Source organism: Methylobacterium oryzae (genome assembly GCF_021398735.1).
Taxonomy (GTDB): Bacteria; Pseudomonadota; Alphaproteobacteria; order Rhizobiales; family Beijerinckiaceae; genus Methylobacterium.
In genome coordinates, this window is record NZ_CP090349.1 from 1,399,706 (window position 1) to 1,417,419 (window position 17,714).

General features: G+C 71.2%; 14 protein-coding genes. 8 read left to right on the forward strand and 6 right to left on the reverse strand.

Annotation, left to right across the window (positions count from 1 at the left end; genetic code table 11):
* Positions 1-14 precede the first annotated feature (14 nt).
* Both LXM90_RS06735 and fabI read left to right on the forward strand, forming a co-directional pair.
* The gene (locus LXM90_RS06735; RefSeq protein ID WP_205833813.1) at positions 15-935 is read left to right on the forward strand and encodes a DnaJ C-terminal domain-containing protein; all 921 of its coding nucleotides are present in this window, start codon (positions 15-17) and stop codon (positions 933-935) included.
* Between the two features lie 127 nt (positions 936-1,062).
* The gene (gene fabI, locus LXM90_RS06740; protein ID WP_020092951.1) at positions 1,063-1,887 is read left to right on the forward strand and encodes an enoyl-ACP reductase FabI; all 825 of its coding nucleotides are present in this window, start codon (positions 1,063-1,065) and stop codon (positions 1,885-1,887) included.
* A gap of 55 nt (positions 1,888-1,942) precedes the next feature.
* Here fabI and LXM90_RS06745 read toward each other — a convergent pair whose 3' ends face one another.
* The gene (locus LXM90_RS06745; protein WP_234082146.1) at positions 1,943-3,097 is read right to left on the reverse strand and encodes an AAA family ATPase; all 1,155 of its coding nucleotides are present in this window, start codon (positions 3,095-3,097) and stop codon (positions 1,943-1,945) included.
* A gap of 16 nt (positions 3,098-3,113) precedes the next feature.
* Positions 3,114-4,106: a polyphosphate kinase 2 family protein gene (locus LXM90_RS06750; RefSeq protein ID WP_020092949.1), complete on the reverse strand. Its 993-nt coding sequence runs from the start codon at positions 4,104-4,106 to the stop codon at positions 3,114-3,116.
* 96 nt (positions 4,107-4,202) lie between these two features.
* Between LXM90_RS06750 and LXM90_RS06755 the strand changes: the two genes are divergently transcribed.
* The 3 genes from LXM90_RS06755 (at position 4,203) to LXM90_RS06765 (ending at position 10,422) form a co-directional block, all read left to right on the forward strand.
* A complete protein-coding gene (locus tag LXM90_RS06755) occupies positions 4,203-4,790 on the forward strand; it encodes a histidine phosphatase family protein (RefSeq protein WP_020092948.1) in 588 nt (195 codons plus the stop codon).
* A 111-nt stretch (positions 4,791-4,901) separates the two neighbouring features.
* Positions 4,902-8,972: a Pls/PosA family non-ribosomal peptide synthetase gene (locus LXM90_RS06760; RefSeq protein WP_020092947.1), complete on the forward strand. Its 4,071-nt coding sequence runs from the start codon at positions 4,902-4,904 to the stop codon at positions 8,970-8,972.
* Positions 8,973-9,267: 295 nt separating this feature from the next.
* A complete protein-coding gene (locus LXM90_RS06765; RefSeq protein WP_234082149.1) occupies positions 9,268-10,422 on the forward strand; it encodes a sensor domain-containing diguanylate cyclase in 1,155 nt (384 codons plus the stop codon).
* 17 nt (positions 10,423-10,439) lie between these two features.
* Here LXM90_RS06765 and LXM90_RS06770 read toward each other — a convergent pair whose 3' ends face one another.
* The gene (locus tag LXM90_RS06770) at positions 10,440-11,915 is read right to left on the reverse strand and encodes a methyl-accepting chemotaxis protein (protein ID WP_020092945.1); all 1,476 of its coding nucleotides are present in this window, start codon (positions 11,913-11,915) and stop codon (positions 10,440-10,442) included.
* A gap of 372 nt (positions 11,916-12,287) precedes the next feature.
* On the opposite strand from LXM90_RS06770, the gene LXM90_RS06775 reads away from it, so the two are divergent.
* Positions 12,288-12,494, forward strand: coding sequence for a SlyX family protein (locus LXM90_RS06775; protein WP_020092944.1), 207 nt, complete (start codon positions 12,288-12,290; stop codon positions 12,492-12,494).
* A gap of 39 nt (positions 12,495-12,533) precedes the next feature.
* Here LXM90_RS06775 and LXM90_RS06780 read toward each other — a convergent pair whose 3' ends face one another.
* Together LXM90_RS06780 and LXM90_RS06785 are read right to left on the reverse strand one after the other, a co-directional pair.
* Positions 12,534-13,967 carry an NAD-dependent succinate-semialdehyde dehydrogenase gene (locus LXM90_RS06780; protein ID WP_020092943.1) on the reverse strand — a complete coding sequence of 478 codons (1,434 nt, stop codon included), beginning with the start codon at positions 13,965-13,967 and terminating at the stop codon, positions 12,534-12,536.
* A gap of 101 nt (positions 13,968-14,068) precedes the next feature.
* The gene (locus tag LXM90_RS06785; protein ID WP_020092942.1) at positions 14,069-14,854 is read right to left on the reverse strand and encodes a class II glutamine amidotransferase; all 786 of its coding nucleotides are present in this window, start codon (positions 14,852-14,854) and stop codon (positions 14,069-14,071) included.
* 320 nt (positions 14,855-15,174) lie between these two features.
* Here LXM90_RS06785 and LXM90_RS06790 point away from each other — a divergent pair, with 320 nt between their 5' ends.
* On the forward strand, positions 15,175-15,567 hold the full coding sequence (locus LXM90_RS06790) for a response regulator (RefSeq protein WP_026604893.1): 393 nt from the start codon (positions 15,175-15,177) through the stop codon (positions 15,565-15,567).
* Positions 15,568-15,852: 285 nt separating this feature from the next.
* Here the strand turns inward: LXM90_RS06790 and rpsU are convergent, their stop codons facing one another.
* Positions 15,853-16,188 (reverse strand): 30S ribosomal protein S21, encoded by a 336-nt coding sequence (gene rpsU, locus LXM90_RS06795; protein ID WP_012322424.1) that lies wholly within the window; start codon positions 16,186-16,188, stop codon positions 15,853-15,855.
* Positions 16,189-16,410: 222 nt separating this feature from the next.
* On the opposite strand from rpsU, the gene LXM90_RS06800 reads away from it, so the two are divergent.
* Positions 16,411-17,457 carry a threonine aldolase family protein gene (locus LXM90_RS06800; RefSeq protein ID WP_020092940.1) on the forward strand — a complete coding sequence of 349 codons (1,047 nt, stop codon included), beginning with the start codon at positions 16,411-16,413 and terminating at the stop codon, positions 17,455-17,457.
* Positions 17,458-17,714 lie beyond the last annotated feature (257 nt).

Genomic DNA, 17,714 nt, shown 5'->3' on the forward strand with positions numbered 1-17,714 from the left:
CAGCCAAGAGATCCATGCGCAATCCCTACGACGTGCTGGGCGTGGCCAAGGGGGCGAGCGAGGCCGAGATCAAGAAGGCCTATCGCAAGCTCGCCAAGGACTTCCACCCCGATCGCAACAAGAACGACGCCAAGGCCAAGGACCGGTTCGCCGAGGCGAATTCGGCCTACGAGATCCTGGGCGATTCCGAGAAGCGCAAGCAGTTCGACCGCGGCGAGATCGACGCCGAGGGCAAGCCGCGCGCGACCGGCTTCGAGGGGTTCGGCGGCTTCGGCGGCGGGCGCGGGGGCAATTTCGATTTCGAGAACATGGCGCGCGCGCAGCGCGGCGGCGGCGGCGGGATGGGCGAGGACATCTTCTCGCACATCTTCGGGGAGGCTTTCCGCGCCGGCGGCGCCGGTCCGGGCGGCCAGCGCCAGGCGGCCAGGGGCGAGGACGTCGCCGCGGAACTGCTGGTGACGCTGGAGCAGGTCGCCAGCGAGGAGAAGCTGCGCCTCGCCCTGCCCACGGGCCGCGAGGTCGACGTCGTGATTCCCCGCGGCGTGGTCGACGGCCAGACCATCCGACTGCGCGGCCTCGGCCAGAGCGGCGGCCTCCGGGCCGAGCCGGGCGACGCCCTCCTCACCATCCGGATCCGGCAGCACCCGCGCTTCACCGTCGAGGGGGCCGACCTGCGCACCAGCGTCGACGTCCCGCTGGAGGATGCCGTGCTCGGCGGCACGATCCGCGTGCCGACGCTCACCGGCGCCGTCGAGATGAAGATCCCGGCGATGACGAGTTCCGGCCGCACATTCCGCCTGCGCGGCAAGGGGCTTCCGAAGAAGGACGGCACCCGCGGCGACCTGTTCGCCACGACGGCGATCGTCCTGCCGGAGGGCGAGGACGCGGCACTGACCGAATTCGCCCGCGGCCGCCGGGCGGCCAACGCGGCCTGACGCGCCGGCGTAGCCACCGGGGCGCGCATGAAGGCGCTCGGCGGCGTCCCGGACTTCCGTCGCCGGGCCGCCTCCGCTAAGGAGGCCCCCCGGCCCCGAGAGGGGTCGCGCGGCTTCGGGATCGATCATGGCGGAACACGGGCAGGGCCTTCTGGCGGGCAAGCGGGGCATCGTCCTCGGGGTCGCCAACAACCGCTCGATCGCCTGGGGCATCGCCCGCAGCGCCCGCGCCCACGGGGCCGAACTGGCCTTCACCTACCAGGGCGACGCCCTGCGCAAGCGTGTCGAGCCCCTGGCCAAGGAACTCGACGCCCACGTGATCGGGCACTGCGACGTCACCGAGGCGGCCACGATCGACGCGGTCTTCGCGGAGGCCGCCAGGGTCTTCCCGGACGGCATCGACTTCGTCGTCCACTGCGTCGCCTTCTCCGACAAGGACGAGCTGACCGGCCGCTACATCGAGACCTCCGAGGACAATTTCACCAAGTCGCTCCTGGTCTCCTGCTACTCGTTCACCGCCGTGGCCCAGCGCGCCGAGAAGATCATGCGCCCGGGCGGCTCGCTGGTGACGCTGACCTATTACGGCGCCGAGAAGTGGATGCCCCACTACAACGTGATGGGCGTCGCCAAGGCGGCCCTGGAGGCGTCGGTGCGCTACCTCGCGGCCGATCTCGGCCCGAAGAACATCCGGGTCAACGCCATCTCGGCCGGCCCGATCAAGACCCTCGCGGCCTCCGGGATCGGCGATTTCCGCTACATCCTGAAGTGGAATGAGTACAACGCGCCCCTGCGCCGGACCGTGACGATCGGGGAGGTGGGGGAGACCGCGTCCTACCTCGTCTCCGACATGGCGGCCGGCATGACCGGTGAGATCCTCCACGTGGATGCCGGCTACCACGTCGTCGGCATGAAAAATCCCGAGGCGCCGGATCTCACCCTCGACAAGGACTGAGGCGGGTCGGTCGTCGCGGCCGCCCGGACCTGAGGCGTGAGCGGCCCGGCATGGCTCACGCGTCCTCCGCCTCGTCGAACTCCCCCGAGAGCGTGAGCCCGTCGATCCAGGTCTCGCCGTCGCGCTTGATGACGGTGCGCGGCCGGACCTTCCCGTGCTCCGCGATGCCGGCCGCCAGCCGCTCCGAGTGCGTGACGAGCCAGACCTGCGTGCGCTCCGCGGCCCGCGCGATCAGCCGAGCCAGCGGATCCATGAGATCGGGATGCAGGCTGGTTTCGGGCTCGTTCAGCGCGATGAACGGCGGCAGCCGGTAGCCGAGCAGCGCGCCGGCCAGGTCGAGGTAGCGCAGGGTGCCGTCCGACAGTTCCGGAGGATCGAAGGTCCGGCCCGGGAAGTCGGGGAAGCGCAGGCCGAAGCGCGCGTGACGGCCCGGCTCCGGCAGCACGAGCGCCGCGCCCGGGAAGGCGCCGTCGACGGCCTCGTCGATCTCGGTCGTGTCCTCCCGGATATGCGCCAGGGTGGCGAAGACGGCGGCGAGGTCCGCGCCGTCGGACGCGAGGGTCGGCGTCGTCACCGCGAGGCAGGGCCGGCGCAGGGGCGACTCGGCATCCGTCCGGAAATCGTGGTGGAAGCGCCACCCCGCCAGGGCGAGGCGGACCACGGCGATCTCGGGATGGCCGGTGGCGTCGAGGAGGCTGCCGAGGGCGGTCTCGGTCGGCAGCAGGTCACCGCCGAGGGTGCGCTTGCGGCCCTCCGCGTCCCGGACGAAGCCGCTCCGCCCGTCGCGATCGAGGATCACGGCCGCGCGGCCGCGGGTGCGGACCGTCAGGCGCTCGGCCTTGACCTGCGGCTCCTTCCGGAAGGCGGCGCCGAAGGTCGTCCCGCCGACCTGCTGCACCAGCCCGATCTCGACGGCGTAGACGAATTCCTGCCCGATCGTGTCGTGGCGCAGGGTGGCCGACAGGCGGATCCGCGCCGCCTCGCCCTGCCGCCGGCGGCCGGCCCAGAGGGCGGAGTCCATGCCGCCCTCGGCGGCGAGGTCGCGGGTGAGGGTGCCCCGGGCGGCGGCCTGCAGCAACTCCAAAGACCGGTAGAGGTTGGTCTTGCCGGTGCCGTTGCCGCCGACGAAGACCGACAGCGCGTCGACCGGGAAGCCGATCCGCCGCAGCGAGCGGTAGCCCGAGATCGCGACCTCTCGAACCACCAGCATCCCGGATTCTCCCGCGTCAGTCGGGGACCGTCAGATCCGCGATGCCTTTGGCGGCCTCGGGGAATCGCGGGTCCATGGCCTCCAGCGTATCCGCCACGGTCCGGGCAATCACGTAGTTGCGGAACCACTTGTGGTTGGCCGGCACTACCAGCCAGGGCGCCTCGGGCGTCGAGCAGCGGCCGAGGGCGTCCGCGAAGGCCTGCTGGTAGGCGTCCCAGGATTTCCGCTCGACCAGGTCGGCCGGGTCGAACTTCCAGTGCTTCTCGGGGTCGGCGATCCGGGCCTCCAGGCGCCGCTTCTGCTCCGCCTTGGAGATGTGCAGGAAGAACTTCACGACCGTCGTGCCCGACTCGGTGAGCAGGCGCTCGAAATCGTTGATCCGGCCGTAGCGGCTCTGCCAGACCGCATCCGGCACGAGGCCTTTCACCCGCACGACGAGCACGTCCTCGTAGTGGCTGCGGTTGAACACACCGATCATGCCGCGCCCCGGCACCCGGGCGTGGTAGCGCCACAGGAAGTCGTGATCGAGCTCCTCGCTCGAGGGCACCTTGAACGAGGCCACCGCGCAGCCCTGGGGGTTCACCCCCTTGAGCACCGACCGGATCGTGCCGTCCTTGCCGCCCGTGTCGATCGCCTGGAACACCAGCAGGAGGCTCCTGGCGCGCTCCGCGTAGAGGCGCTCCTGGAGGGCGACGATGCGCGCCCGCTCCTGGGCGAGGGCGTCCTTCGCCCAGTCCTTGTCGAGACCGCCGACGTCGTCGGGATCGACCGTGCCGAGATCGAAGGGCGCCCCCGGTTCGACCGCCACGATGCCGGGCGCCGGGCGGATCGGTACCGGCCCGTGCCGGCCGAGCGCCGCCGGGACGGATTCGGCCACGCTGTCGACGCTGCCGGCCCAGCGGGCCGTCGACGGGCGGTGATCCACGGTGGCGCCATGCAGATCGGCCTCACCTGTCATGCCGTCACCGCGTTTGTGGCCGCGATGATGCTTGCCGTGCTTCTTGGACATGGGGCAGGACCTAGTTCCGGATATTGCCGACCGCCGGCGAGAACGGCCGGTAGTCCAGGCTGTTCCGGACGCCTGTGCAGGACGGGGTTGAGACGGTTGGGTACGATCTACTTCATCCGGCACGGCCAGACCGCCTGGAACGCCGAGGGGCGCCTCCAGGGCGGGCGCGACACCGACCTCAATGCCCAGGGGGAGGCACAGGCCGCGGCCGTGGCGGAGCGCCTCGCCGCCGCGGCGGGGCCGGCCCTGGCAGAGGCCGATTTCGTCGCGAGCCCGCTCAAGCGCACCCGGCGCACCATGGAGATCCTGCGGGGCGCACTCGGCCTGCCGCCCGAGGCGTACCGCGTCGACCCGCGCCTGCGGGAGATCGGTTTCGGCAGCTGGGAAGGCTCCACCTGGGCGGAGATCCGCCGCCGCGACCCGGCCGGGGCCGCCGGCCGCGACCGAGACCGCTGGCACTACCGCCCGCCCGGTCTCGGCGCGGAGAGCTATGCCGGCCTCGTCGAGCGCGTCGGGCCGATGATCGCGGGGCTGGAGCGGGACACGGTCATCGTCGCCCATGGCGGCGTCGCGCGGGCCGCGCTGGTCGCCCTCGGCCACCTCGACGTCTACGCGGCGCCCCGCCTGGGCATCCGCCAGGGCGAGGTCCTGATCCTCGAGCCCGGTGGCTGGCGCTGGGCTTGATCCCGTGCGCCGGCGCAGTGCAAAGCCGCCTCGATAACGGCATGATCGGCAGGCTATAGGGCGGCGGCCAGGACAGGCGCCGGCCCGAGCGGGCGGCCAGCGGAGCAGCGGATGAGCGACGTCGCCGAGAAGACCCGGCCCGGACCGACGGCCGGGGAGCCCGCGCCTCTCGGAGCCGCGGCGGCGATCCTGCGCGGCGACCACCGGCCCGACCTCATCCGCGACGAGGTCCTGGCCGAGATCTTCCTGCACGCGGCCGAGACCCGGCCCGATCATCCCTGCCTGGTCGACGGCGCCGGCGTCGGCGCCGGGGGCGTTCACCCGCACCTGACCTACGCGGAGGTCGCCGCCCGGGCCGGCCGGATCGCCGCCGGCCTCGCCCATCGCGGCATCGGGCCGGGTGACATCGTCGGCCTCTGGATGGCCCGTGGCCCGGACCTCCTCGTGGCGCAGATCGGCATCACGATGGCGGGCGCGGCCTGGCTGCCCTTCGACGCCGAGGCGCCGGCGGACCGGGTGGGCGTGTGCCTCGCCGACGCGGGCGCGAAGGCGCTGCTGGTCTCCCCGGCGCTCGCCGCGGCGGCGCCCGACGTCGCCCCGGCCCTGACGCCCGCCGATCTCGACTCCGGGACGCCCGCCGGTGCGCCGCTGCCCGATCCGCGCGCGGCCGGGCTGACGCCCGAGCACCCCGCCTACCTGATCTACACCTCGGGCTCGACCGGCGTGCCCAAGGGCATCGTCATCAGCCACGCCAACATCTGCCACTTCCTGCGGTCCGGGAACGCCCTCTACGGGATGCGCGCCGACGACGTGGTCTTCCAGGGCGCCTCGGTGGCCTTCGATCTCTCGATGGAGGAGATCTGGGTGCCGTATCTCGTGGGCGCGACCCTGTTCGTGGCGAGCCCCGCCATGATGGGCGACCTGGAATCGCTCCCCGGCATCCTGGAGGCCGAGGGGATCACGGTGCTCGACACCGTCCCGACGCTCCTGGCGATGATCTCCGGCGACCTGCCGCGAGTGCGCCTCGTCCTGCTCGGCGGCGAGGCGCTGCCCGAGCCGCTGATCGCCCGCTGGGCGACCGGCGGCCGCCAGCTGTTCAACACCTACGGCCCGACGGAGGCCACCGTGGTGGCCACCGCGGCCGAGATGCGGCCCGGCGAGCCGGTGACCATCGGCGGCCCGATCCCGAACTACTCCGTCTACGTCGCCGGCGAGGATCTGACCCTGCTCGGCCGAGACCAGCAGGGCGAGCTGCTGATCGGCGGTCCCGGCGTGGCGCGCGGCTACCTCGCCCGTCCCGAGCTGACGGCGGAGAAGTTCATCGCCAACCCGTTCGCGTCGGACGGGACCGACCCGGTGCTCTACCGCTCGGGCGACGCGGTCTCCCTCGACGCCGCCGGCCGGATCGTGTTCCACGGCCGGATCGACGACCAGGTGAAGATCCGCGGCTTCCGCGTGGAACTCGGCGAGATCGAGTCCCGGATCCGGGCGGCGCCCGACGTCAACCAGGCCGCCGTCGTGCTGCGGAACGACGACGGCGTCGACCGCCTCGTCGCCTTCCTGATCCCGGAGCGCGGCCGGTCCATCGACGCCGCCGCCCTCCGCCGGACCCTCGCCGGGCAGATGCCGCCCTACATGGTGCCCGGCCATTTCGAGGTGGCCGAGACTTTGCCTCGGCTCACGTCCGGCAAGGTCGACCGCAAGGCGCTCAAGGTCGCCCCGCTCACGGTGGTCGCCGCCGACGGCGAGCAGGAGACGCCCGCCAACGAGACCGAGGCGGCCCTGGTCGCCGCCGCCAAGCAGATCTTCGGCAACCAGCCGATCGCCCTCGAGGGCGACTTCTTCGCCGATCTCGGCGGCCATTCGCTGCTCGCCGCGCGCTTCGTCTCGGCGGTGCGCGAGAACCCGCCGCTGGCCGGGATCACGCTGCCGGACGTCTACGCCCTGCGCACCGTGCGGGCGATGGCCGACGCGCTCATCGCCCGGACGGGCGGCATGGGCGCCGGGGCCGCGACCCGCGACCTGAGCTTCGCGCCGCCGCCGCTGCTGCGCCGGGCGCTGTGCGGCCTCGGGCAGCTGGTCGCGCTGCCCTTCGTGATCGCGCTGGCCACCGCGCAGTGGCTCGGCATGTTCGTGACCTACCTGCTGCTCACCGGCGGAGGCCTGAGCTTCTTCGCCGAACTCGGCGTACTGCTCCTCGTCTACGTGGCGATCAACGGCGTGACCGCGGTCGCGGCGGTCGCCGGCAAGTGGCTGATCCTCGGCCGGACCAAGCCGGGCCGGTACCCGCTCTGGGGCACCTACTATTATCGCTGGTGGCTCGCGCAGCGGCTGGCGCCCCTCGTCCACGTGAAGTGGCTCCAGGGCTCGCCCGCGATCGCCGTCTACCTCCGGCTGATGGGTGCGAAGGTCGGACGCGACACGCTCATCTCCGACATCGAGATCGGCGCGGCCGACCTCCTGACCATCGGGGACGGCGCGTCCCTGGGCGGCCGCCTCGTCATCGCCAACGCGGAGATCGTCGGCAACGAGCTGGTCATCGGCAGGGTCGAGATCGGCGCGGACGCGGCGGTGGGCACCTCCTGCGTGATCAGCCACGACGCGGTGATCGGGCCGCAGGCGGAGATCGCCGACCTCACCACGATCCCCACGGGCTCGCGGGTGGGCGCGGCCGAGCGGTGGGACGGCTCGCCCGGCCGCAAGGTCGGGATGGCCGACCCCACGGAGCTGCCCGCCCCCGCCGAGGCCTCCTTCGCGCGCCGCGCGGCGTTCATGGCGGCCTACGTGGTGCTGCTCGGCGCGATCCCCGCGGTGGGTCTGCTGCCGATCTTCCCGGCCTTCTTCATCTTCGACCAGATCTCGGACTCGCTCTCCGACATCACCGACATCGACTACCACTGGTACCTGCCGATCCTCACCTGGCCGACCGCCATGCTGATGACCGCCGGCACGGTGCTGCTGATCGCCGGCATCCGCTGGGTGGTGCTGCCGCGGACCCGCTCCGGCACCTACTCGGTCCACTCGCTGTTCTACCTGCGGAAATGGTCGCTGGCGCTCGCCGTCGAGGTCACCCTGGAGACGCTCTCGTCGCTGTTCGCGACCGTCTACATGCGGGCCTGGTACCGGCTGATGGGCGCCAATATGGGCCACGGCGCCGAGATCTCGACCAACCTCGCGGGCCGCTACGACCTCGCCGAGGTCGGCGCGAAGAACTTCATCGCCGACGAGGTGGTGTACGGCGAGGAGGAGATCCGGCGCGGCTGGATGCACCTGGAGCCGGTGCGCACCGGCGCCCGGGTCTTCGTCGGCAACGACGCCGTTGTGCCGCCCGGCGCCGTCATCCCCGACGACGTTCTCATCGGCATCAAGTCGAAGCCGCCCGAGAACGCCGCGATGAGCCCCGGCGAGACGTGGTTCGGCTCGCCGCCGATCCGGCTGCCGGCCCGCCAGAAGGTCGATCTCGGCTCGACCGCCCAGACCTACGAGCCCGGCGCGTGGCCGAAGATCCGGCGCGGCGTCTTCGAGGCCTTCGCGACCTCGTTCTCGCCGATGCTCTACATTACCCTCGCGATCACGGCGATCGACTGGTACTTCTACCCGGCCATCCTGGAGCAGGACTGGTGGGGTCTGGCTTACAGCTTCGTCGGTGCGAGCGTCGCCATCGCGCTGATCCAGTCCTCGGCGGTCATCGCGATGAAGTGGCTGCTGATGGGCGTCTACAAGCCCGGCATGCAGCCGATGTGGTCGTGGTGGGCGATGCGCACCGAGGCGATCGCGGTGGCCTACTGGGGGCTCGCCGGCAAGGTGCTGCTCGAGCACCTCCAGGGCACGCCCTTCCTGCCCTGGGTGCTCCGGCTGTTCGGCGTGAAGGTCGGCAAGGGCGTCTGCATGCTCACCACCGACATCACCGAGTTCGACTGCGTCACCATCGGCGACTACGCCACGATCAACCGCGTCTCGGCACTGCAGACGCACCTCTACGAGGACCGGATCATGAAGATCGGCCGCGTCGTCGTCGGGCGCGGCGTCTCGGTGGGTGCGTTCTCGACCGTGCTCTACGACACCAAGGTGGGCGATTTCGCCCGGCTGCGCCCGCTCACCATCGTCATGAAGGGCGAGTCGATCCCCGCCAACACCGAGTGGGAGGGCGCGCCCGCGGTCCCGGTGATCCACCGCGCCTGACGGGCGGGCCGCACCGCGCGTTCCGGCCCCGGCGTTCCGGGGCCGTGCGGGGGCGGGCCCGCGCCGAGGTCAGAGTCGGCGACCCTGCGGCACTCAGCACGGGAGACCCGGCAAGCTCCGGGACGAATATGCCGGTGTACTAGCACCCTCGTCCCGGTTGGCCGTTCTAATCTAGCTTACAGTGGCTTCCGGCAAGATAGAGCGATATACTCTGCCGGCGCGTATCGTTGCTCGGCCATAGTGCGACACGGGGGCGGGGGCGGCTAACGTCCGGGTCGAGGATAGACAGGCGTCCGTGCAACTCGATCCCGCCACCCTGCTGGTCGTCAGCGCGGCGACGACCTTCCTGGTCGGCACGCTCTTCATGGCCTCGTGGCGGCAGGCGCCCGAATCCCGGGTGCTCGCCTACTGGGGCGCGGCGCATCTCGTGGGCGCGGCCGGATCGGCCGGCCTCGCGCTGCGCAACCAGATCCCCGACCTGATCTCGGTGGGCTTGGCCAACGCCGTGGTGCTCGCCGCCTACGGCCTCATCTGGAGCGGCGTCCGCTCCTTCGAGCTTCGGGAGCCGCGGGTGGGCATCGCCATGGCCGGCGCCCTCGGCTGGTGCGTCCTGTGCCTGATCCCGACCTTCTACGCGTCGATCGAGGCCCGCATCATCTACGCTTCGGGGACCGCGGCGCTCTATTGCTGCGCCGCGGCCGCGGAGATCTGGCGCGGTCGCGCCGAGCGGCTCGCCTCCCGGATCGCCGCCGCCACCATCCTGGGACTGCACGGCAGCTTCTACATCGTGCGGATCCCCGCGACGCTGGTGGCGCCCCCGCAGCCGGGTCTCAGCCCGCTCGCGTCGCACTGGGTGGCGATCCTGTGCTTCGTCACCCTGATGTTCTCGATCGCCTCGGCCTTCACCTTCATGGCGCTGGTCAAGGAGCGGGCGGAGCGGGAGCAGCGCATCGCCGCCTCCACCGACGCGCTGACGGGCGTGCGCAACCGCCGGGCCTTCGCCGGGGCCGCCGCGGACGCGATGGCGCGGCACGGCGACGCCGCCCTGCTGCTGTTCGACCTCGACCGGTTCAAGGCCGTCAACGACCGCTTCGGCCACGGGGTCGGCGACGCGGTGCTCATCGGCTTCTGCACCATGGCGTCGACCCTGCTGCCGCGGGAGGCCCTGCTGGGCCGCCTCGGCGGTGAGGAGTTCGCGTGCCTCCTGCCGGACGTCTCGCCCGCCGAGGCTCTGGCCCGAGCCGAGGAGCTCCGCCAGACCTTCGCGCAACTCGCGGTTCCCGAGCTTCCGGCCCTGCGCGTCAGCGTCAGTATCGGGATCGCGCAGGCGCGCCCCGGCATCGCGTTCGACCTGCTGATGCAGCGGGCCGACGCCGCGCTCTACGCCGCCAAGAATGGCGGACGGGACCGGATCTCCGTGGCCGATCCGGTCGCCACTCGCGCGGCCTGAGGCCCTGCCGGGCCGGCTCACGCGAGGGCGCGCGCCGCCTCCGAGACCTTGCGCACCGAGGCGTCCACGACGCTCGCCGAGGAGGCGATCTCCGCCATGGCGGTATGGATCGCCGCGACGCCCTGCGCCGCCGACTGCATGTTCTCCGTCATGTCGCGGGTCACCGCGGCCTGCTCGGTCACGGCCGACGAGACGCTGAGCGAGATCGCGCTGAGCTGCTCGATCGTGGCGCCGATCCCGTCGATCGCCGAGACGGCTCGGGAGGTCTCGGCCTGCACGGCGGCGATCTGGGTTCCGATCTCGCCGGTGGCCTTGGCGGTCTGCTCGGCGAGCGCCTTCACCTCGGCGGCGACGACCGCGAAACCCTTGCCGGCCGCTCCGGCCCGGGCGGCCTCGATCGTGGCGTTCAGCGCCAGCAGGTTCGTCTGGTCGGCGATGGACCGGATCAGGCTCACCGCCGCCCCGATCCGGTCCGCGGCGCCGGTCAGCCCCACGACGATCGCCCCCGCCTCCTCGGCGCGGGAAACGACCAGATCGACGGAGGATTTCGCCTGCATCGCGTGACGGCTGAGTTCCTCGATCGAGGCGGCGAACTCCTCCGAACCCGCAGCGACCGCATCGACGTTGCGGCTTGTCCGGCTCGAGGCCTCCGCGGTCTCGTCCGCCTGCCGGACCACCCGGCTCATCGAATCGCGGATCGCCGCGATGTCGGCGTCGATCGCGCGCTGCCCCTCGGCCCGGCGCTGGCGGTCTTCGACCTGCCGGGTCACGTCGGTAGCGAACTTCACCACCGCGCAGGGCTTGCCGTCGGCGTCGAGGATCGGGTTGTAGGCGCCGAAGATCCAGACGGTGCGGCCGTCCTTCCCGATCCGCCGGAACTCGCCCGCCTGGTACTGGCCGTTGCCGAGCGCGGCCCAGAACGCCGTGTAGTCCGGGCTGGCCGCCTCCGCCGGCGCCATGAACATGCGGTGATGCCGCCCGCGGATCTCCTCCAGCGTGTAGCCCATCGTGGACAGGAAGTTGCTGTTCGCGTCCGTGATCGTCCCGTCGAGGGCGAAGCAGATCACCGCCTGCGAACGGTTGAGCGCTTCGACCTGACCGGCGTGGAGCGCGTTGCGGGCGCGTTCCGCGGTGATGTCGGTGGCGAGCTTGACCACCTTGGTGGGCTTGCCGCGGCGGTCGAGGATCGGGTTGTAGGAGCCCTGGATCCACACGGTGTGGCCGGCTTTCGTCACCCGCGGAAAGGCACGCGCCTCGTGCTGACCGGCGCGCAACCGGTCCCAGAAGGCGCTGTAGTTCGGACCGGACCTGTCGGCCTCAGGCACGAACATTCTGTGATGCTGGCCCCGGACTTCGTCGAGCGTGTAGCCGACGAGGTCGAGGAACACGGCGTTCGCGTCGGTGACGGTGCCGTCGAGGTCGAATTCCACCCGCGCCATCGTCCGGTCGATCGCCGCGAGGAGGGCATCGTCGCGTGAACCAAACATCGCCATCGGAGCCCGTGCCCGCCTGATCTGTAAAGTGCGGACGATCATGAGGAGACGCGCTTAAAAATCCGTCAATGGCGTACTCTCGTCATGAAACGGGCTCAATGAGAGTTCGAGAAAGTTGTAGGAGCGCAGTCGATCGTCGCAAAATGCATTTATACAAACGACAAAGATAACCGAGATATAAATCACTTTTGCGCCATTATCGGTCTTCGAGCCTATGCATCGACTGATGGACGTTCTCGACTGGTCATGGCTGGAGGCGGTCCGTCGGGTTGTTCGGCGCGCGGCCTGCGTTAGGAGGAGCGTCGAGCGCCGGCGGTCCGAGACGATCGGGGCGGGGACAGCTCGCGACACGGCACTGCCTGGAGACCCGACATGGACGAGGCGACACGGATCGATCGCCTGGAGATGCGCCTGACCGAGCAGGATGCGACGATCGAGGATCTGAACCGGACCGTGACCGAGCAGTGGCGGGTGATCGACCGGCTCGTCCGGCAGCTCGACGCGCTGCGGGAGCAGGTGGAGGAGGCGGCCGCCCGCGCGGCGCCGCGCGGGCCGGAACCGCCGCCGCCGCATTACTGAGGGGAGGGGCCGGCGCGCCGCGGCGCGCCGGCCGGTGCGTCAGAAATTCGCCTGCGTGACGAACTTGGTGACCAGGTAGGCGTCGAGGGCCTCCGGGCCGCCCTCGCTGCCGTAGCCCGAATCCTTGACGCCGCCGAACGGCGTCTCGGGCAGGGCGAGGCCATGGTGGTTGATCGAGATCATGCCGCTCTCGACCGCATTCGACACCCGCGCCGCGCGCTCGGCGGAGCGGGTGTAGGCGTAGGCCGCGAGCCCGTAGGGCAGGCGGTTGGCCTCGGTGAGCGCCTCCTCGTCGTCGGAGAACCGGTTGATCATCGCCAGGGGGCCGAAGGGCTCCTCGTTCATGATCCGGGCGGTCAGCGGCACCTCGGTGAAGACCGTCGGCTCGAAGAAGTTGCCCTGGTTGCCGATGCGCTTGCCGCCAGCCCGCAGCGTCGCGCCGCTCGACTCGGCGTCCGCCGCCAGCGCCGTGACGGCGTCGAGGCGCCGCCCGTGGACCAGCGGTCCCATCTTGGTCTCGGGATCGAGCCCGTCGCCGACCTTCACCGACTTGGCGAAGGTCGTGAAGCCCTCGACGAAGCGATCGAAGACCGAATCGTGCACGAGGAAGCGGGTCGGCGAGACGCAGACCTGGCCGGCATTGCGGAACTTCGAGGGGGCCAGGACGGCCACCGCCTTCTCCACGTCGGCGTCGCCGAACACGATCGCGGGGGCGTGGCCGCCGAGTTCCATCGTGGCGCGCTTCATGTGCTCGCCCGCGAGCGCCGCGAGCTTCTTGCCGACCACGGTCGAGCCGGTGAACGAGATCTTCCGGATGACCGGGTGCGGGATCAGGTAGGCCGAGATGGCTTCGGGATCGCCGTAGACCAGCGAGAGCGCGTCGCCCGGGATGCCCGCATCCAGGAAGGCGCGGACCAGGGCGGCGCAACTCGCCGGCGTGTCCTCCGGGCCCTTCAGGATCACCGTGCAGCCGGTGCAGAGCGCCGCCGAGATCTTGCGGACCGCCTGATTGATCGGGAAGTTCCAGGGCGTGAAGCAGGCCACCGGCCCGACCGCCTCGCGGACCACCGCCTGCAGCACGCCGTCGGCGCGGCCCGGGATGACGCGGCCGTAGGCGCGCTTACCCTCCTCGGCGAACCAGTCGATGATGTCGGCCGCCGCCAGGGTCTCGACACGCGACTCGGCGAGCGGCTTGCCCTGCTCCAGCGTCATGATCCGGGCGATCTCGTCGACCCGGGCGCGCAGCAGGTCGGCCGCCTTGCGCATCATCTTGGCGCGCTCGAAGGGCGCGACTTTGCGCCAGGTCGGGAAGGCGCGGGCGGCAGCCGCCAGGGCCTCGTCGAGATCCGCCGTGGTGGCGACCGCGCACTGGCCGATCGTCTCGCCCGTGGCGGGGTTCAGGACCCCCAGGGTGTCCCGGTCGGCACCCGCGCGCCAGCGCCCGGCGATGTGAAGCTCGGTATCCGGATACATCGGTCGATTCCCGCTCGGCCGCACCATCGGCCGCAGGCGGAATGTGGCGATGTGGCGCGCCCCGGCAATCCCCGCGGCGGCATGGCTGGGGCCGTCTGTATTCAGGCGGCGGCGCGGGCGGGCTCCGGCGCCTCGACGAGCGTCGCGGTCCCGTGGCGGGCGCGCAGGGTCGCGCCCTTCGGGACCACCCGCCAGCCCTCGCGGCAGCCGTCGATCGGCTCCGACACCACCACGATGCCGCCCGGCCCCTCGCGGTAGTACAGGCTCGGCGGCCGGCCGTCGCAGGCCCAGCGATAGGCGGTCAGCGTCTCGCCGTCCGTGAGCAGCGCGGTGAAGCGCAGCGGCTCGCAGACATTCGCCGACTCCATCAACTCGCGGACGGTCTTCAGCGTCCGCGCCATCGCGCCGACGGGGTCCGCCTCAAGGCCGTTGGCGAGCGCCAGGAGGAAGATCGCCTCCGAGTCGGTGCTGCCGCGGCGATGGTCGTAGTAGGAATCCGGGATCAGCGCCTCGAGGCGCCGCTTGATCCGGTGGTAGCCGCCGATCTGGCCGTTGTGCATGAACAGGTGGCGGCCGAACACGAAGGGGTGGCAGTTGGCCCGGGCGGTGGCCGTCCCGGTCGAGGCGCGCACGTGCGCGAAGAACGTCCGCGCCCGCACCTGCCCGCAGAGGTTCACGAGGTTCTCGTCCGACCACGCCGGGGAGATGTCGCGGTAGACACCCGGCTCGGGCCGCTCGGCGTACCAGCCGATGCCGAAACCGTCGCCGTTGGTCTCGGTCTTCCCCTCGTCGGCGTGCAGCGACTGGTGCACCAGCGAGTGGGTCGGCGCGCAGACGAGGTCGGAGAGGAAGACCGGCTCACCGCTGTAGGCGAGGAAACGGCACATGTCGGACGATGATCCTTCAGCTCTGGGCCGCGTTCGATCCGGCGAAACGCCCCGCGCGGGTGGAGACGTTCCGCCGCAGGACGTTAACAGTCGGTCCACTCCAGTGAACAGTTTCTTAACCGCCCGGAAACTGCGCCATTTTCGTGCGTTCCGCATGAAAATGGTGCCGCCTGTCCGCAGGGCAGGCATTCGCCTCCGGAGCGACGCGACTCTTGTGAGCCGCCTCATGAAGGATCAGCATGGCCGAATCGGGGAATCAGAAGCTCGCCGTACAGGCGGCCACCCGACGCGGGGCAAGGCACCGGCAGCAGGAGACTTTGATGGATCGCGCAACGCCCGATAGTTCCGCCCCCGTGGCGCTCGTCGTGGAGGACGATGCGGCTGTGCGCGATCTCGCGACGGCGGTGCTCGAGGAGACCGATCTCGGCGTGATCGCCTGCGAGAGCGCCGAGGCGGCCCTCTCGGTGCTGGAGCGGTCCGACGTGACCGTGGCGCTGCTCTTCGCGGACGTGCGCCTTCCGGGCGCCATGGACGGCGTGTCGCTGGCGCAGGCGGTCAAGCGGCGGTGGCCGGACGTGCGCGTGGTCGTCACCTCGGGCGCGAGCCGGGATGCGCGGCTCCCCGATCAGGCGGTCTACATGCAGAAGCCCTGGCGGGCCCTCGACGTGCTGGTCCAGGCCGAGCACGCCACCATGGCCGCCAAGGCGGCCTGAGCTGGCGGCCTGAGCGCTTAGCGCTCGAAGCTCTTCACGTCATCGCGAGCGCAGGGCCCCGGCTCGGCGCTACAGGCGCGACCTTCCCCCTCTCCAGACGGATCTCGGGCCTGCCCGAGATCCGTCCCGAGAAGCCCGACTCGGGGCAAGCTCGACTCGGGTGGAGAGGGGACCCGCGCCACGTGCGGCTCGCGTGCCCGGGCGCCTTCATCCGGACGCGACGCAAAGAAAAAGCCCGGCCCTGCGCGCGCAGGCCGGGCTCTCTCATGACTGACGTGGTGTCGCTCAGGCGGCGGGAGCCGGGCTGACCGGGGTCTGACCGGCGGCGTTGCCGCCCTGGCCCTGCGCGGCGGACGGCGACGGGAAGCCGGGACGACGGCCGCCGGCGGGGAAGCGGGGCTTCGGCTTCGGCGCGGCGATCAGGCCCTCGCGGATCGCGGTCTTGCGGGCCTGCTTGCGGGCGCGGCGGACGGCCTCGGCCTTCTCGCGAGCCTTGCGCACGGACGGCTTCTCATAAGCCTTGCGCTGCTTCATCTCGCGGAAGATGCCCTCGCGCTGCATCTTCTTCTTGAGGACGCGGAGCGCTTGATCGACGTTGTTGTCGCGAACGAGTACCTGCAACGGACTTGATCCTCTGGACCTGAAGTTCTGGGTTCACGCGGCCCGCCGCCGATCTGGAAACCGGCAACGTCCCTCGCCCGGTTTGAACCCGGGAGGGACGGGAACGTCGGTTTCCGAATCGGCGTGGAGCTCACGCCTTGACGGGGCTATTACACCAAGCGCGCACCAGTTCCAACCTGTCCGCGCGATCCATCCGCGCCTGCGCCGTGCTAGGTTGCGCGGATGAGACACGACGACTCGCAGCAATTCGCCAGCGACAACTATTCCGGCATCTGCCCGGAGGCCTGGGCTGCGATGGAGGCGGCCAATCGCGGCCACGCCCCGGCCTACGGCGAGGACGCTTGGACCGCCCGGGCGGCCGACGCCTTCCGGGACCTGTTCGAGACCCCGTGCGAGGTGTTCTTCGCCTTCAACGGCACGGCCGCCAACGCGCTGGCGCTGGCCGCGCTGTGCCAGTCCTACCACAGCGTGATCTGCGCCGACTCGGCCCATGTCGAGACCGACGAGTGCGGCGCGCCGGAATTCTTCTCGAACGGCTCGAAGCTGCTGACCGTCCGGACCGAGGGCGGCAAGCTCACGCCGGAGGCGATCCGCGGGCTGGCGCAGAACCGCAGCGACATCCACTTCCCGCGGCCGCGCGTGGTGACGATCACGCAGCCCACCGAGACCGGGCAGGTCTACAGCCTCGCCGAGCTGCGGGCCCTGTCGGCGACTTGCCGCGAGCTGGGCCTCGCCCTGCACATGGACGGGTCGCGCTTCGCCAACGCCTGCGCGAGCCTCGGGTGCAGCCCCGCCGACATGACGTGGCGCTCGGGCATCGACGTCCTGTGCTTCGGCGGCACCAAGAACGGCATGCATGCCGGCGAGGCGGTGGTGTTCTTCGACGCCACGCTCGCGGAGGATTTCGGCTACCGCTGCAAGCAGGCCGGCCAGCTCGCCTCGAAGATGCGCTTCCTCGCGGCCCCCTGGGTCGGCATGCTGGAGAGCGGCGCGTGGCTGCGGAACGCGGCCCACGGCAACGCCTGCGCCCGCCGCTTCGCCGAGGCGGTCGGCGGGCTGCCGGGGGTGCGAGCGCTGTTTCCCGTCGAGGCGAACGCGGTCTTCTTGACGATGCCGGCGGCCACGATGGAGGGCCTGCGCGCCCGGGGCTGGCGGTTCTACACTTTCATCGGCGGCGGGGCGCGCTTCATGTTCGCCTGGGATGCCCGGACGGAGCGGGTCGACGAGCTGGTCGGCGACCTGCGCGCCCTGGCGGCCGCCGCGGCCTGAGCGCGCGGACAGAGGGGCGCGGAGCCAACCCGTTGAAGGTGTTTCGCGCGCTGATGTCGAGATCCGCTGAGGAGCATCGATACGTCGGCACGACATGCGCTTGGTCGTCCTTGCGAGCGCAGCGAAGCGACCCAGCGTCGCGCGACGCCTGCCGAACTCGTGCGGCCCTGGGTCGCTTCGCTGCGCTCGCGATGACGGAGGGGCTGAGAGCCCGGGCTCGCGAGTGCTGGGACGGCGCGACGCTGCGACGGCTCGCT